Origin of the sequence: Clostridium pasteurianum (assembly GCF_001705235.1) — a bacterium.
In the GTDB taxonomy this organism is placed as follows: Bacteria; Bacillota; Clostridia; order Clostridiales; family Clostridiaceae; genus Clostridium_S; species Clostridium_S pasteurianum_A.
In genome coordinates this window covers 3,120,115-3,136,745 of the sequence record NZ_MCGV01000001.1, presented here as the reverse complement: position 1 = coordinate 3,136,745, position 16,631 = coordinate 3,120,115, and the positions used below count along the sequence as shown (strand labels likewise).

Sequence of the window (16,631 nt, the reverse complement as noted above, 5' to 3'; positions counted from 1 at the left end):
CATTTTTAAGGCTGTACTCTTTTATTTTTACACCACTATTATATAATTCCTATTATATCACACCCAAAACATTCTAGATTATATGATATTTTCTTTGCACAAAAAGTCTTGCAAAAAAATAATGACCATATGAAAAACTTCAAAAACATTCTCAATATGGTCATTATTTTAATAATAGAATATGTTTTAAATAAATAATCTTTTTATACGTATTTAAAACATGACTTTTTATAAACTTTATTAGCGTCCTCTTCTTTATAAAACAATTCTTCCAGGTATTATAAGTTTCTGCCCCGGCATTATTGCTTTTTCATCTTCAACATTATTAGCTTTTACTATATTTTCTACTGTAGTAGCATATTGCTTTGCTATTTTCCACAATGAATCTCCAGTTTGAACACAATATATAGTAATACTAGCTCTCTTTTCTGGAATGCCATCTTCTGATGGTTCCACATTTACTATAAAGCTCTTTTGCTCATCATAATTAACCTGTATATCAAGAGATACAAGGGCCTTAATTGCTATAGTATTAGCCTCTAATTTGCCTTCTATATTTTCAATATTTCCTCTAACATTACAAGACATATCTATTTTACAGCCATCTACTTCTGAAGAAGAATTAAAAGGTATCTCTTCGTTTAAAGCATACACCATTCTATCCTTGTCTGCAGTTTTGCAAAGCACTGTAACATTTAATATACCATCTGTTGAAACTTTATTTTCAAACATCTTCTTCTCGGTAATAATTACATCACCAAAACTTGCAACTATAGCCGTTGGTGCCGGATAATCAGAAGGGATTTCTATATTTTCTTTAACTATGCATTCAGAAAGCGCATGCTCCTTAAGCATATTTACCATGTAATCTTTTTTTTCAACATTTAAAACAACTTCAGGTGAATATACATCATCTATTGAATTTACTTCTGTCCTATTAATAACTTTAACATCACATTTTACAATTGCATCTGTAGCTATTATCCTCTTTTCCCCTAAATCATTTTCCTTGACAACAAATTCATAGGCATCAACATTGAAAGAAGAATCATTATCCATAGTAGGATCTGCCCCTTCAATATCCTCTTCTCCACTTATTGGCACATCATCTTCAAGGTAATTAATTTCTCCTGATTCTTTACTTTTATATAATATACCTACATGTGCAAAAGCACTTGCCTCTATTTTTCCATCTAAAATTTTAACATTCCTTTTATGAGTATTAACATCACACTTTAATATATCCCCTATTTCTTCTTTATCCTCAGGTATCTGTATATTTGATTTTGCAATTAGATCTATCGATTTTCTTCCAACTATGTTGTCTATTTTAATTTTATTTCTTAAAAACTGTACTTCACCAATTCCAACTACATCCTTCACCATATCAGCTTTAGATGGTTCATTAACTTTAGCTTTAATTTCAATTATCCCTTCAACACATATTTTTCTTTCATTTACAATATTACAGTCCATATGCTCTACATATGGGTTTACATTGCAAACCATATCCCGTTCACAATTAGATATATCTATATAGTTAGAAAATTTAGATGTATAATTTACTCCATACACATCATTTTTTGAATCTTCAATACCCGAGTATATTACACTAAATTCCATTTGGCCTTCCACATATATTTTATCCTGCATTATTTCCGTATTTAAAATTTTAGGCTTTGCATCTACCATAAGTATTTGTTTAACATCCGGCCTAGTATCAGGTATAACATATTCCTCTTTAATAACAGTATCAACAACATTTTGTCCAATTGTTTTTTCATAATCTATATTTTCCATTACCAATTCAGCTGCCATAGTGCATCCTCCTATAAATATATTTTAATAAACATCAATACACAATTTATTTGCATATTATAATTTATATAAGAATTATAAAAAATATGATACTTTTTAATTATTTTTATCAACATAAATTAAAATATTATTCTTTCAAACTAATGTGTTATATTTACATAAATATAACTTTTATACTTATCGACTTTTATCGACTTTTTTCTACTTCTTTCGCAGTAAAATATATATATTATCTATATAATTACAAAAAATAGGCTTGACAATTTTAAAAATATATAGTAACATAGAAAATGGTTATTGACCATATAACCTCTCATAAATTCTCAATACCCTTTTATACCATAGTTGAAAGATGGACTTAAAGCCATCTTTCTTTTTTATTGCTAACTATTATTAATTGCAATAATTATATTTTTTACAGAATTGTTTAAATAAACTACACTCAGAAAATTCAACAGAGCTTTATTTATAAAAAAACTCTCAATTAATTTCTAACAAATCAAAAATTAAAACCCTGATTTTATAAATCCAAAAAAAAAAAAAAACAAACTAAAGAATAAAGTTTTTCCCTTAGTTTGCATGCTAATTTTAAATAAATTACCAAATAATATTAACTTAATGTTCAGCCAAAAAAGAAGTACTATAACAATTGAAAAACCGTTAATCCAGCACTCCCTTTATTTTAAATCATGCACCAAAAACAATCTGTACTGATTTAGTTAACACATCTGAATAACTATATGTCACAGTCCTTTGGGTGTCGCTATCTAATCTAACAACAAAAATACTCGGATAAGTCTTTTCTATGACTCCATTATTAACAACAATCTTTTTTCTTCCGCCATTTGATTTAAGTGTAACTTTCTCGCCAACATGATTCTCTATATTAGCTTTAATCGAGGCCAAACCATTCTGCCCTATCACAAATAACACCCTCTTTCAACACTAATTATTATATAATAATTTTGCGGTTTTGTCAAGCAAAACTATTATTTTACCAGTAAAATATATGTATTGTCAAGGTTAATTTTTTATTAACATTTATATCTTAAGTAATCCTATACCCCATAGCTTGTATTTTCTTATGTATTAATCCATTTTACATACTATTAGCCTTAATATCTTCAATTTATAAGTTTTAAGTAAAAACTTATAAGTGTTTGGACTGCAATTTATATAATAAAATAGGTCAAGTTTTTAGCTCAGCCTATTCTTACTTTCAAATATTCTAATTAACCAATATAAAAAATACCTGTATATAGCTAAGAGACTAATGGGCTTAAGCCCAAGCCCCTATATGATTCTATACGATGATTTAGGATAGCCTTCTCTGCATTTTCCTCTTGTTTGTAATCCACCTATACCTTTAACACCTGTTACAGTTCCTTTAACCACATCTTTAATATTAACTATATCACTTACACTTGTATATGCTACTTTTTCACATACAAAAACTGGATCTAAACAATGAATAAGTACTCTCCCTGGGGAACTTGCATAGTTAGCACCACAATCTAAAATTCCTTCATAGCAAGACTGACATGCACCAGCAAATATAACTAAATCATCATAGCTTGGTTCGTAATCTCTTAGGTTAGAAACAGCTTTCATAAAATACGCAGAATTTCTATAATTTTTTATATCCATGTAATCTGTAGCATTTTTAACCATACCATCATGCCCTGTTATTACAACTATATCCGGTTTTACTTCTTTTACAATATCAACTATTTTATCTGGTTGTTCTTTTTCTGGTATAACCTTACCTACAGTATCTATTGAAAGCTGCTTATATACCTTAAGACAAACTTCAAGATATTCCGAATCACCGTCAACATGGAGTACTCTACCAGGTCTTGCAAAAGTCAATTCTACACTACTATCATGCTTACTTGAATTTTGTATTCTCATTTTTTTTTTCTTATATATTTTCTTTCTTTCTATAGTGTTCACCATTGCTGCAGGTCCACTATTCCTGCGCAAAATTATATTTCTAATAGAATTATTTATAAATTCATTAAAAACACTTTCAACTTTGCCCTCATTATTTGATTGTACAAGTTTTAAGTCACCCTCAGGGGAATCAGCTACTATTCTTAAATTAACACCTTTAAGAATACAGTAAGTACCTTTTTTACTTGATACTATATCTATTATTTTAAAAGTTATATCTCCGCCATAAGATTTTCTTACAACAAAATCACCGATAACCAAAAATCTCACCCCACAGTAATTACACATAATATACTATGAAAGTGAGACTTACCTTGTTACATTTACTAATGGGGATTATAAACTTCTTTAAATTCATCGATGAACTTAATGTATTTTTCTCTCTCCTCAATAAGTTCCTCCATTTTATTATTAAAAGTGTTTTGCCCCCAATTTACCTCATTGTAATAATATCTATTAGCAAGTCGCCAAAATCTTTGTGGAAATACTAAAAATGCATATATAACACCGTATTCATCTTCACTTAATTTCGATACACTATTATAAGAATCCAAAATAAGTTCAGCTGTTTTAATATTCCAATTAGAGCGTTTAAGTACTTTTATCATAAAATTTGAAATATCATAAGCTCTTACTTCTCTTTTACAATAATCAAAATCTATAACATATACATTATCAGAATTATCTATTATTATATTATGATAAGTATAATCGTGATGGCAGAATCCCTTTTCTTCATCTGCTATTGCACATAAATTCTCATACTTTGAATTTTTAAGTATATTCATAGATTTTATGCCTTGCTCTTTAAAAAAATCTTCATTTTTAATATAATTTACATCAAAATCCTTCTTATTCCCTCTCTTTCTTGCCATATCTCTCATCTTATCTAAAGCTTTAATTCTCTTTTCCATAAGATGCGGCCATCTTCCAAGGTCACTTTTTAATTTACTATTTTCTGGCGGCTCATATCCTTTTGAACATTCATGCATTTCTGCAAGCGTTTTTGATGCTTTAACCAGATCACCTGTATCATAAAAACTGCATTCTCTCCCATCTATCCATTCAGATAATGTATAAATATCTTCATTTACTAATGCATAGGGATTCTCTTCTGTATTAAGACAATACTTATCTACATATTTGAAACCATTATTTATAAGGTGTTCTTTTGCAGCATAAACAAATAATAATTTTTGCACACCATAATTTATTTTTTTGAGGCATTTGTTACCTTGGTTTGTCTTAACAAAATACACGCCCTTATTAGGCTTAATATGTTCAATTTTAATATTGAACTGCCTCTCAATTTCAAATTCCCTCATCATTTAAAATCACCTCCAATACATTAAATTTATATGTGCTATAATATGCTTTTAGAAGAGAAAATTTCATATGACTTACGCATTAATTAATAATTTGGTTTACCCTTTACCCTATATATGTTTCTTTGCAACAAAAATATCCACATGAATATAATAAATAGTGTAATACTTTGTATGGAGATATTTTATGAAAATAGGAATTGACGGCAGGGCAGCCAAATGGTATCGAGGCACAGGTATAGGGACATATACTTATCAACTTATTAATCATATAAACAAGCTTGATCAAATAAACGATTATACTATTTTTTTACCAGGTTCCCTAAATCTAAATTTAAATTTTAAAAATAATTTTAAATTAAAAAATATAAATTGCACAACAAGAAATGACTTTTGGGATGAAGTTAATACTAGAGCAAATACAATAAACGCTGATGAAGCTGAATTGTATCATGTTCCTCAAAATGGCATCGGCCTTCCCAGTTATAAAAGCTGCCGTTTTACTATAACGCTTCATGACATCATCCCATATAAAATGCCTGAAACTGTTAGTAAAAAATATCTTCAAATTTTTCAAACTGAACTTCCTAAAATAATTCCTCTTTGTGATGGAATTATAACAGTATCTAATTTTTCCAAAAGTGATATATCAACATTTTTTAATTATCCTAAAAACAATATATTTGTAACTTATTTATCTGCTGAAAATATATACAAACCCATTGATAAAAATCTTTCAAAAAATATAATAAAAAAAGCATATGGAGTAGACTGTGATTATATATTATACGTGGGAGGTTTTAGCCCTAGAAAAAATATTTCAGGTATAATACAAGCTTTTAGCAAAATGAAAAGAAGCTCTACTTCAAAATTAAAACTCATAGTAGCAGGTAAAAAAGGTCCCTCATATGAAAATTATATTGATATCGCAAAAAAATTAAATATATCGTCAGATATTATATTTCCTGGTTTTGTGCCACTAAAATATATGCCATTTTTATATAATGCTGCAGAATTTTTAGTCTATCCATCTTTCTATGAAGGTTTTGGACTACCTCCCCTTGAAGCTATGGCTTGTAAGCTTCCTGTAATTACTTCTAATATAACATCACTTTATGAATTATTTTGTAATTCTGCACTTATGGTAAACCCATATGATATAAATAGGCTTAGTGATTGCATGGAACTTATGTATAATGATAAATGTATAAGAGAAGCTTTTTCTAAAAAGGGATTTGAACTTTCAAAAAAACTTACCTGGAATAATACAGCCCTTTCAACTGTTAATGCCTATAAAAATATACTTAGACTAAAATAAGTGAAGAAAATAGTATAATCTTCACTTATTTTAATTTATATTCAATTTTTACAAGCATCTTTCAATAGCGGAATCAAATCTTAAAATTCTTTTTAAAATCTGTAAGAAACTCTATCCTATTCTCTTCATTACAAATCTTTTTATTCATCCTACTTATAAATGTTTCATCAGACCATTCTTTTCTTTTAGTATAATATACCTTTGCCATATTATAAAAATCTTCAGGAAAACTAAGCATTCCAAACAGTACTTCAAATTCATTAGCATTAAGACTATTGGATTTTAAGTAATTTGAAATTATAATTTTTGAATTGTTAATGCTGTAATCAAATACTTTTACTGCTTTTGATATCATATTGCAAAGATCATGCACTTTAAGATCTATTATTGCATAATCAAAATCTATAAAATATGCCTTTTCATCTTTTATAATTATATTTCGATGAGCTAAATCATGATGACACAGTACTATTTTATCCTCCTCGCTGCACAACTTATAATATTGGCTTTTCTCTAGAATATCAATGCTTTTCTCCATTTGTTTTATATAATAATCTACATTTTCAAGGAAAATATTATCAAACTCATTTAAATTCTCATATAGTTTCACCATATTCTTCAAGAAAGCTATTTCTTCCTTTTTTCTTATAAAACTCTTTATCATTTTACCCCATATATTTTTACACTCAAGTTCGCTGTACCTAAATCCCTCAGAAGCACTATGAAGTTTTCCTAAACCAAATGCACTTACACTTAAATCAATTGGGTTACTATATTCACATTCTTTACCCTCTATCATATCCATAACACAATATAAATCACCATTGTCTATATAGTATTCTTTTCCATCTATCGTCTTATTAAAATTCATAATTTCGTTAAATCCATTTTCATTTTTTATATAATTCACTGCAGCTAAAATAAATTGAAATTCCTCAAGAGTATAATCTACTTTTTTTAGTATTTTATCACCCTTATCCGTAGAAATTAAAAATGTTTTTCTAAGAGGCATTACACTATATACAGAAAGATTAAATTGATTAAATAACTCTACATCCAAATTATAACTCGCCAACTCTTTTTCCCTATATGATCTTAAACTCGGCATATGTTTACCTCCTAAATAATACTCTCTCCATCTTTCTTTATTGCTTTAGCAAGTCTTTTAGCAAATCTCTCCTCTGTTTCATAACTTCCATTTCGTCTGTATCTTTCAATACATTTTATATATTCGTTAGGATACGATATAAGTGCCATCATGAAATTCTTACTTGCACTACTAATATCTTCTGCATAAATGTATTCATCTATAATATCTTTAAAATTCAAATTACAGTTACTACATTTTAATTTATTTATAAAACTTATTCCATCTATCTCAACCATATTAAAAGATATATCACTGTAGTCTCTTATAAATATGCTTTTTTCTTTCCATATATTGTCGAAATAACAGTTTCCTAAACATATTTCACTATCTTTCATACTTCTCTTTATAATATTAAAATATTCATCGTCATTAATATACTCTAAACATTGTTCACATCTTTTGACAACATCCTTATACGTGTTTAAAAAATATTTTTCAAAAGTATTAAGGCTAGAACTTTTTTCTTTTATTGCTGCATATTTTTTTAAATTTTTCACTTGAATTTTATATCTTCCAATAAGTTTTCCAGTCTTATTTTTTATCGTTTTCGCATCAAGACCATTATAATTTTTAACTACAGAATGAAACTCTGCTATTATATTAATTTGTTCTGTGATTTTTTTTGCACTTATATTTTTTTTATCCACAGATGGAAAGCTTTTTGAAAGTTTTATTCCCTTATTTTGTATATAATCTGTAAACGAAACATTCCTTACGGTATCCATAATATCACCTCTATTTATAAATACTTGAGTAACATAAATTTATCTAAGAATTCCTGTCTTTCACCCTTATCCTTATAAATTTTATACAATTTACTCATAAAAAACTCCTCTGTCCATGGCTGCTTTTCTATATAGTATTGAAGTCCAACCTGCCAGTAACCCTGTGGAAATTCCATAAACGCAGCCATGATAGGCAAATCACTATTTTCAATGGCATAAATAGAATTATAAGCATTTAATATAAATAATGCCGTACGCATATCCCAAAAACCATTTTTCATTCTTCTTATGAGAAGACTTGATAAGTCATGAAGATGTGTATCTAGAATACAGTAATCAAAATCAATAATATTTGCCTCTCCCTCTTTATCTATTAGTATATTGTGATGTGCATAATCATGATGGCAAAATCCTTTTAAACGGTATTCCTTCTGCATTTTATCCACATACTGTGATTTTTTTATATCATTTATTGATTTATCAGCTTTTAAAGTTTCTTCCTTCATTAACTTCATATATAAATTATCAAATTCCGTTTTATTCTCTTTGCTACAAATTATTTTTTGAAAATTTAGTATTTCGTCTTTTCTTCTCTTGAATGTTTCTAGCCACTTAAACCATCCAATCCTAGGATTCATATCATTTGTAACAATAAAATTCCTGCTACTTTTATGAAGACTAGCAAGGGCAACTGCTGCCATTTTTAAATCAACTGGATTATCAAAATTGCATACTCTTGAATCAATCCAGTTTGTAAGATAAGCATATCCATTTTGAAATTTTATAATTTCTTTTCTACTAATTGTAGGAATAATTTTGGGTATCTTAGTGAATCCATTTTTTCTAAGATGATCAATAGCATTAACTATAAACAAGACATGACCATAATCATAATGTGTACACTTAAGGCAATAAATTTCAGAACCGCTTTCTATTTTGTAAACGTTTTTTATTTTCTTTGCTTCGTTTACGTTAATATCATAATTTTCTTTTAATATTTTATTAATTTCTACATCACTCACAGTATTTTCACCACTTAACCTAATCTCACACATTTATTATATGAGAATGCCTTAAACTATGTGATATAACGATAATTTTAAAAATCTGACAATAATCTATCACACATTTATTTATTATTTCTATACTATATTATAGGGATAAAGCGTAATGGGAGATGTGCAAATGAACATAGCAATTGATGCCAGAGGAATAAATTTATACGGAGGAACTGGAATTGGGACATATACTTCAAATTTAGTAAAAGAACTTTTAAATATTGATGATAAAAATTCATATACACTATATTGGTATGGGCGTAATTATAAGAATTTCATAAGAACAAATTCTAAGATAAATATCGTTTCAAAGGGTTATCACAATTTTTTTGAAAACTGTTACTTCCCTGAAAATATATTAAAAAATAACATTGATATATACCACGTTCCTCAAAACGGCATAGGTCTTAATGAAAATATACCCTGCATAAAAGTCTCTACTGTTCATGACCTTATTCCATATATTATGCCTGAAACGGTGGGTAGAAGTTATCTTTTAAAATTTTTAAAAAATATGCCATTTATAATAGAAAATTCTGATGCAATTATAACTGTATCAGAATATTCTAAAAAAGATATTCTAAAATACTTTCCAATTAATTCAGACAAAGTATATGTAGCACCACTAGCCGCAAATTATAACTATAAACCACTAAACAAAGAAAATTGTAAAAAAATCATTTCAAAAAAATATGATATTAAAAAACCTTTTATTCTTTATCTAGGCGGTTTCAGTAATAGAAAAAATGTCAAAACACTTATACATGCCTTTTCTAAAGCAAATAAAAAATTAACTTTAAAGCACAACCTTGTAATAATTGGTTCCTGTCGTGATGAACTTAATAATTTAAAGGATTTATGTCATAAACTTGAGATATCAAATGATGTTATTTTTACAGGCTATATTTCAGAAAAACTTCTGCCTGTTTTCTATAATGCATGTGAAATATTTGTTTATCCTTCATTATACGAAGGTTTCGGTCTTCCTGTACTTGAGGCAATGAGCTGCAAAGTACCTGTAATAACATCAAATATTTCCTCGATGCCAGAAATTGCAGGAGATGCTGCTATCCTTATAGATCCATTTAATACTAATGAACTAAAAAACTCAATTATAAATATACTTGAAGATAGTAATTTAAAAGAAAATTTAAGCATAAAAGGACTTACTCAAGCCAAAAAGTTTTCTTGGAAAAATACTGCTAAACTTACATTAGAAGCATACAAAAAAATCTATGAAAAATTTTCTTAAATAATTACTTAAATAAAAGTGAGGTTAAATAAAAATTTAATGATTTTTATTTAACCTCACTTTTATTACTTCAATTTTCCCTATGTAAAATAGAGCAAATAAAATAAATATATAATTTATTTTCGGCATTTTTTATTGTATCACATTTTAGTATTTTAGTAAACGTTTAACAGGATATTTTTATATGATTATAATTCATTTTGCTGACTTAATGAGACTTGTTACAATAACTAAAAAAATTTGAAACTTAGTTTGGGTTTTTATCCGCAAAAATACGATGCTGAAAGGTTTGGGTTCAGCTAATGAAAGCCAAGCGAAACTTAAACTATGCATGTTCAAAAATATTAGCATCAAAATATTATGGTATATTTATAATCGGTTATCTAATCTGTTTTACATCAGCTGAAGTGAGTAGTGCTTGACATTGCTCCGCTCGTCAACAAATTATGGAATTCCCTTTTAGGAAAACCAGTTCAACTAATAATTTAGGCGTGTACCATAATGCCTTGGAGATTGGCATTTTTTATGTCTATAATTTTTTGCTATGCCTTTACCCCCTTTTAGGGAAACCAGTTCAACTATCAATTTAGGCGTGTACCATAATGCCTTGGAGATTGGCATTTTGGTACACGCCTAAATTAAGTTTCACATGGTTTCCCTTTACTTATACTTATCACTTAAGACTTTTTGCATGTTGCTTATTATTTCATCGATGCCTTTGTTTTGTGCTGCTTCATCTCCTATTTCTTTAATTACATAATTTCTTATATCTGAGTAATCTTTATAATATTTTATATCTGAAAATAGCTTAGCTGAATTCATGTACATTTTATATATATCCTTTCCGCCAACATAATCATTTTTTTTATGTATTTTATCATAATTATAAACGGAGGAATTACTAGAACAAAGCGCATAAATAGAAAATTGATTATATACAGCTTCTTCATTACCTGTAACAAACTTAGCAAATTGCTCAGCATATGATTTGGTTTTTTCATTGCTGGACAATATTAAATTAGCTCCATCTTTATAAGCTGTATTGTTTCCGCCCTCTTCAAAAGCTGGTAAATTCTCTACACAAATCTTTCCCTTAAGCCCAGGATAATCATTTTGAAGATATAGCATTTCTTCAGGAGATACGATCATAGATACAACCTCTCCTGTACTGAAAGCTTTAGGAATATCCTTACCTGGTGTAATACTTATATTAGTATTATTCTTTATAATATCAAAGATAAAATTAGCTGATTCCTTAAATTTTTCATCCTTAACATCTACTTTATCGTTGTCATCTAAGAAATTTACTCCTAGTTCACTGTTACAAACATCATAAATATTTCCTAAATCAGAACTATACATTAAGTTTTTACCATTTTGCTTAACTGTATTTCCGACTTCATTATAATCCTTCCATGTCTTTATATCATCAGGATCTATCTTTAACTGCTTTAGTATATCTGACCTGTAAATCATAAATTCTGGTTCTGTATACCACGGATATCCATATACCTTGCTGTTTTGAGTTAAATTATGTATTTTATTTGATAAAAACATATCATTTTTTATATCACTGTCTGATGATACATTAACAAGCTTTTGCTTATATTTATTAACAAATTCAGCTGCATTTAAATCACTGATTTCCACAACATCAGGAAGCTTACCATTATTCTTATAATTATTTTCATAATTTTTTATTATATCTTCCTCACTCATAAAAACCGCATTTACTGCTATGTAATTATACTTTTTATTAAACATATTTATCTGATCTTTTATTATGTTTTCATTTTTGCTATTTATCCATATAGTTATATTTCCAGGTTTATTGTTAACTTTCTTAACTTTCTGCTCTGACGTTTTGTTCTTTATAGTACCACATGCGGAAGCATAAAAAACAACACCAACACACATAATTAAAGCTAACATTCTTATAAAAAACTTTTTCATATGCATTTCCCTTCATTTCTATAAACATGTGAAATCATTTTAGGGAAACCAGCTAAACAATTAATTTATACAAGTAATATAACACTCTAGAAGACAATTTTGCGGAGCATATATAAATTAAGTTTCGTCTTGGTTTCTCTATTATTGTTACCTAAACAATATAATAACATTTTATTTCATTACAGTCTACAGCATACCTTATACATATATTTCAAAATTAACTAGCTACCCTTTAGACATCATATCATTCCCTTTCCCATTAAATACATTCTTCCATTCTTCATCAGCTTTAATCTTAAAATCGCTGGCTAGTTTATCAAGATCCGCCATAAACTTTTTATCCGTTATCATCTTTTCTCCACTAGCTTCTGTGGGATGCGCCTTAACCTTAGAAACCACTTCACGTACTACATTTGTATTATCTATCATCATGCAAGGTCTAAGCATATTTTCGTTATATGGTTGTCGCCTTCTAAGCTCCTTAAAAAAATCAGTCCTAAATGCCTCAATTAACGGTTTTCCCTTTAAGTTAAAGGTAGAAAAGTGTGAAAATATGCATGGCTCAACATCTTCCTTTGAATTAATATGGCAATAATATTTTCCAGCTATGCATCCTCCAACATAAGGCGCATCATTAAAGAAGTCTATAGCAAAATAAGGTTTCGTAGTTCGTATTTTCCTTACTCTTCTACCTAAAAGCAACCTTTCATCTGGCTTTAACATAAAATTCACATCTGCTCCTGCTCCAACTGGCATATATATAAAATACCAGCTCATTTTAGCACCCTTATCTATGAGCATATCTATAAACTCATCGGAAGTTACCGTATTTAAATTTTTCCCCGAAACAGCTGAAGACACTCCAAATAACATACCACGTTTTTTTAGCATATCCATAGATTCCATAACTCTTTTAAAAACACCTTTTCCACGTCTAGCATCTGTCTCCTTCGCAAACCCTTCAAGCGAAAACATTGGTATTACATTTCCACACTTTTTAAGCCTATCTGCAATTTCTTCAGTTATAAGCTGACCATTTGTAAAAGGAGTAAAAATCATATCATTAAACTTTTCATATATGTCCAGCATATAATCATTAATAAATGGTTCTCCCCCTAGAACTATTACATAATATATTCCAAGATCTCTAGCCTCTTTTACAATTCTTTCGATTTCCTCTTTTGTTATGTCATCCTTTTTACTGTATTTTGATGCATAGCATCCCTTACATCTAAGTGTACATCTCATCGATGGACTTATAAGCAAAACAAATGGTACCTTTGTATCTTCTTTATCTAAAAATTTCTGTCTTCTTGACATACCATACCATATAGCATTTCCAAAAAAATTTGCAAAAAATTTTTTAAGACAATTTTTATCCGTCGTGGTCAATATATTTTGTATAAATTCATGAATAGTTTCATTTGTTTTATAATAATTATAAATTGATTCAATAGCAGGCTTACTATATGGATCCTTAATAGTTTTATCTAATATTGCAAAAATTTTATCTATATTTTTTTCAGGATTTTTATCTATAATCTTTGCTACAGCCTTTACTAGAGAATCCTTAATGCCTTTTTCTAGAAAATTCATCATACTTAATTCGTCACCTTCCTTAAAACTATATTTTTGGATTTAATTGTATTCATATTTAATATTATGCATAATAAAACACATATATTTTAAAAAACAATTTTTCCTTGTAAATATTTTAAATTTATGTTATTTTAATACTTGTGATGGGGAGTATCTATTTAACTAGAACTTCACCTATGTTTTTTTTATTATATATACAGAAAAGTTGCCCATATCAACAAGAATGGGACAATAATTACTATCATACTTTTCAATTTAAAATTTCCTTTCTAATAAAAAGACAAGGGTGTTTTTTTGTGATACTCAATTCATCCGTTTCTTCATTTTTTAATGAGGAAGACTATAGAAAATAGTTATAAGGAGAGTTGTAATGAAAAATACCATCGAAACTTTCAAAAATTCCAAAGTAAAAAAAGAAAAATTAGTAATGCTAACAGCTTATGATTATTCCACAGCAAAAATAATTGATTCCTGCAATATAAATGGAATTCTCGTAGGCGATTCTCTTGGTATGGTGTGTCTTGGATATGAAAATACCTTAAGTGTAACAATGGATGACATGATTCATCATACAAAAGCTGTAACAAAAGGTGCAAAAAATGCTCTAATAGTTGCGGACATGCCCTTCATGTCTTATCAAACTTCAACCTATGATGCAGTATACAATGCTGGAAGATTAATTAAAGAAACTAACGCAAACGCCGTAAAGCTTGAAGGTGGAGCTATAGTAGCAGACAAAATTAAAGAAATCGTAAAGGCACAGATTCCAGTAATGGGCCACATAGGATTAACCCCTCAGTCAGTAAATGCCTTTGGAGGTTTTAAAGTTCAAGGTAAAAGTGAACTTGCTGCACAAACAGTAATTGAAGATGCTAAAAAAATAGAGGAGGCTGGTGCATTTGCAGTAACCTTGGAGGGCATCCCTTGGAAACTTTCAAAATTAATAACTGAAAATATAACAATACCTACTATAGGCATTGGAGCTGGTAAGTACTGTGATGGTCAAATTTTAGTTTATCAGGATATGCTGGGAATGTATGATGACATAACGCCAAAGTTTGTAAAAAAATATGCAGATGTTAAAAAAGTTATGAAAATTGCTTTTAACAGCTATTCATATGAAGTAAAAGAAGGTCTTTTTCCTGACCAAGATCATTCTTTTAAAATCAATCCTACAATTATAGAAAGTTTAGAAGGGAAGTAAATCAAATGGAAACTTTGCATTCAATAAATGAAGTTAAAAAATATATAAAGCAGTGGAAGAAAGAAGGTCTAAGCATAGGACTTGTTCCAACCATGGGATACTTACATGAAGGCCATAAAAGCTTAATTGAAAGAGCTTCAAAGGAAAATGACAGGGTTGTTGTAAGTGATTTTGTAAACCCAATTCAATTTGGTCCTAAAGAAGACCTTGCAGTTTATCCTAGAGATTTAAAAAGGGACGAAAAAGTTTGCATGGAGGCTAACGCTTCAATTTTATTTAACCCTAAAGCTTCTGAAATGTACTTTGATGATGCTGTAACCTTTGTTAATTCTTCAAAAATCACGGATGTACTTTGTGGTGCTAGACGTCCAGGTCACTTCAGAGGAGTATGCACCGTTGTCTCTAAATTATTTAACATAGTTTCTCCAGACAGGGCTTATTTCGGTCAAAAGGATGCTCAACAAGTGGCTGTAATAAGAAGAATGGTACGGGATTTAAACTTTGATATTAAAATAATTGCATGTCCTATAGTGCGTGAAAAGGACGGTCTTGCCAAAAGTTCTAGAAACACTTATCTTTCAGAAAAAGAAAGGACTGCAGCAGTCATATTATATAAAAGTCTTAAAAAAGCTAAAAATGCTATCGAAGCCGGTGAAAGAAATTGCACTGAAATAAAAAAAATCATATCATCTACACTTAAAAGTGAACCTCTTGCTAAAATAGATTATGTAGAAATAGTGAATATCCTTTCTCTCCAAAGTATACCCGAAATTGAAAAATCCGCTTTAGTGGCTATTGCCGTTTATATAGGAAAGATAAGACTTATAGACAACTTTATCTTTAAAAATTTGGAGGAATAAAAATGTACTTAAATATGTTAAAATCAAAAATACACAGAGCAGTAGTTACGCAGGCTGACTTAAACTATGTGGGAAGCATTACTATAGATAAAACTCTCATGGATGCAGCTAGAATACTTGAATATGAAAAAGTTGAAATTGCAAACATTAATAATGGTGAGAGATTTGCAACTTACGTAATAGCAGGTGAACCCAGAAGCGGAATAATATGCTTAAATGGTGCCGCTGCAAGATGTGCAGAAGTAGGTGACAAAATTATCATTATGTGCTACTGCACTATAACCTCTGATGAGGCCTCTGAATTAAAGCCTAAAGTTGTATTTGTAGATGATGATAATGTCATAACCAAAGTGTGAAGTAATAGTATTTTGAAACATTAAATAAAGCTCATAAGTCTAAGCTCCAAATTATAAAAG

Annotated in this window: 14 protein-coding genes; 5 read left to right on the top strand and 9 right to left on the bottom strand. The window is 28.9% G+C overall.

The features are described 5' to 3' along the window. Positions 1–255 precede the first annotated feature (255 nt). From BEE63_RS14075 to BEE63_RS14060, 4 genes are all read right to left on the bottom strand, one after another. Positions 256–1,818, bottom strand: a complete 1,563-nt coding sequence (locus tag BEE63_RS14075) for a DUF3794 and LysM peptidoglycan-binding domain-containing protein (protein WP_066021993.1) — start codon at positions 1,816–1,818, stop codon at positions 256–258. Positions 1,819–2,505: 687 nt separating this feature from the next. Continuing rightward, positions 2,506–2,742, bottom strand: coding sequence for a Veg family protein (locus BEE63_RS14070; protein WP_066021992.1), 237 nt, complete (start codon positions 2,740–2,742; stop codon positions 2,506–2,508). Positions 2,743–3,111: 369 nt separating this feature from the next. Then, the gene (yabG, locus tag BEE63_RS14065; RefSeq protein WP_066021991.1) at positions 3,112–4,032 is read right to left on the bottom strand and encodes a sporulation peptidase YabG; all 921 of its coding nucleotides are present in this window, start codon (positions 4,030–4,032) and stop codon (positions 3,112–3,114) included. Between the two features lie 65 nt (positions 4,033–4,097). Further along, a complete protein-coding gene (locus BEE63_RS14060) occupies positions 4,098–5,099 on the bottom strand; it encodes a CotS family spore coat protein (protein WP_066021990.1) in 1,002 nt (333 codons plus the stop codon). A 184-nt stretch (positions 5,100–5,283) separates the two neighbouring features. On the opposite strand from BEE63_RS14060, the gene BEE63_RS14055 reads away from it, so the two are divergent. Beyond that, on the top strand, positions 5,284–6,414 hold the full coding sequence (locus BEE63_RS14055; protein ID WP_066021989.1) for a glycosyltransferase family 4 protein: 1,131 nt from the start codon (positions 5,284–5,286) through the stop codon (positions 6,412–6,414). Between the two features lie 73 nt (positions 6,415–6,487). On the opposite strand, the gene BEE63_RS14050 is transcribed toward BEE63_RS14055, so the two are convergent. The 3 genes from BEE63_RS14050 to BEE63_RS14040 are packed head-to-tail and all read right to left on the bottom strand — an operon-like array spanning position 6,488 to position 9,311. After that, positions 6,488–7,522 (bottom strand): CotS family spore coat protein, encoded by a 1,035-nt coding sequence (locus tag BEE63_RS14050; RefSeq protein ID WP_066021988.1) that lies wholly within the window; start codon positions 7,520–7,522, stop codon positions 6,488–6,490. 11 nt (positions 7,523–7,533) lie between these two features. Continuing rightward, positions 7,534–8,289 carry a spore coat protein gene (locus BEE63_RS14045; RefSeq protein WP_066021987.1) on the bottom strand — a complete coding sequence of 252 codons (756 nt, stop codon included), beginning with the start codon at positions 8,287–8,289 and terminating at the stop codon, positions 7,534–7,536. Between the two features lie 14 nt (positions 8,290–8,303). Further along, positions 8,304–9,311: a CotS family spore coat protein gene (locus tag BEE63_RS14040; protein ID WP_066021986.1), complete on the bottom strand. Its 1,008-nt coding sequence runs from the start codon at positions 9,309–9,311 to the stop codon at positions 8,304–8,306. Between the two features lie 163 nt (positions 9,312–9,474). Here BEE63_RS14040 and BEE63_RS14035 point away from each other — a divergent pair, with 163 nt between their 5' ends. Further along, on the top strand, positions 9,475–10,599 hold the full coding sequence (locus BEE63_RS14035) for a glycosyltransferase family 4 protein (protein WP_066021985.1): 1,125 nt from the start codon (positions 9,475–9,477) through the stop codon (positions 10,597–10,599). Between the two features lie 660 nt (positions 10,600–11,259). Here BEE63_RS14035 and BEE63_RS14030 read toward each other — a convergent pair. Both BEE63_RS14030 and BEE63_RS14025 read right to left on the bottom strand, forming a co-directional pair. Further along, positions 11,260–12,552, bottom strand: a complete 1,293-nt coding sequence (locus BEE63_RS14030) for an ABC transporter substrate-binding protein (protein ID WP_066021984.1) — start codon at positions 12,550–12,552, stop codon at positions 11,260–11,262. 225 nt (positions 12,553–12,777) lie between these two features. Beyond that, positions 12,778–14,151, bottom strand: coding sequence for a radical SAM protein (locus BEE63_RS14025; RefSeq protein ID WP_066021983.1), 1,374 nt, complete (start codon positions 14,149–14,151; stop codon positions 12,778–12,780). A 370-nt stretch (positions 14,152–14,521) separates the two neighbouring features. Here BEE63_RS14025 and panB point away from each other — a divergent pair, with 370 nt between their 5' ends. The 3 genes from panB to panD are packed head-to-tail and all read left to right on the top strand — an operon-like array spanning position 14,522 to position 16,571. Continuing rightward, positions 14,522–15,355, top strand: coding sequence for a 3-methyl-2-oxobutanoate hydroxymethyltransferase (gene panB, locus BEE63_RS14020; protein WP_066021982.1), 834 nt, complete (start codon positions 14,522–14,524; stop codon positions 15,353–15,355). Positions 15,356–15,360: 5 nt separating this feature from the next. Then, on the top strand, positions 15,361–16,215 hold the full coding sequence (gene panC / locus BEE63_RS14015) for a pantoate--beta-alanine ligase (protein WP_066021981.1): 855 nt from the start codon (positions 15,361–15,363) through the stop codon (positions 16,213–16,215). A 2-nt stretch (positions 16,216–16,217) separates the two neighbouring features. Then, the gene (panD, locus tag BEE63_RS14010; RefSeq protein WP_066021980.1) at positions 16,218–16,571 is read left to right on the top strand and encodes an aspartate 1-decarboxylase; all 354 of its coding nucleotides are present in this window, start codon (positions 16,218–16,220) and stop codon (positions 16,569–16,571) included. The last annotated feature ends 60 nt before the right edge of the window (positions 16,572–16,631 follow it).

Coding starts and splice junctions, on each gene's coding strand:
- BEE63_RS14075 (WP_066021993.1), bottom strand. CDS start 1,818: ATGGCAGCTGAATTGGTAATGGAAAATATAGATTATGAAAAAACAATT.
- BEE63_RS14060 (WP_066021990.1), bottom strand. CDS start 5,099: ATGATGAGGGAATTTGAAATTGAGAGGCAGTTCAATATTAAAATTGAA.
- BEE63_RS14055 (WP_066021989.1), top strand. CDS start 5,284: ATGAAAATAGGAATTGACGGCAGGGCAGCCAAATGGTATCGAGGCACA.
- BEE63_RS14050 (WP_066021988.1), bottom strand. CDS start 7,522: ATGCCGAGTTTAAGATCATATAGGGAAAAAGAGTTGGCGAGTTATAAT.
- BEE63_RS14045 (WP_066021987.1), bottom strand. CDS start 8,289: ATGGATACCGTAAGGAATGTTTCGTTTACAGATTATATACAAAATAAG.
- BEE63_RS14035 (WP_066021985.1), top strand. CDS start 9,475: ATGAACATAGCAATTGATGCCAGAGGAATAAATTTATACGGAGGAACT.
- BEE63_RS14030 (WP_066021984.1), bottom strand. CDS start 12,552: ATGAAAAAGTTTTTTATAAGAATGTTAGCTTTAATTATGTGTGTTGGT.
- BEE63_RS14025 (WP_066021983.1), bottom strand. CDS start 14,151: ATGATGAATTTTCTAGAAAAAGGCATTAAGGATTCTCTAGTAAAGGCT.
- panB (WP_066021982.1), top strand. CDS start 14,522: ATGAAAAATACCATCGAAACTTTCAAAAATTCCAAAGTAAAAAAAGAA.
- panC (WP_066021981.1), top strand. CDS start 15,361: ATGGAAACTTTGCATTCAATAAATGAAGTTAAAAAATATATAAAGCAG.
- panD (WP_066021980.1), top strand. CDS start 16,218: ATGTACTTAAATATGTTAAAATCAAAAATACACAGAGCAGTAGTTACG.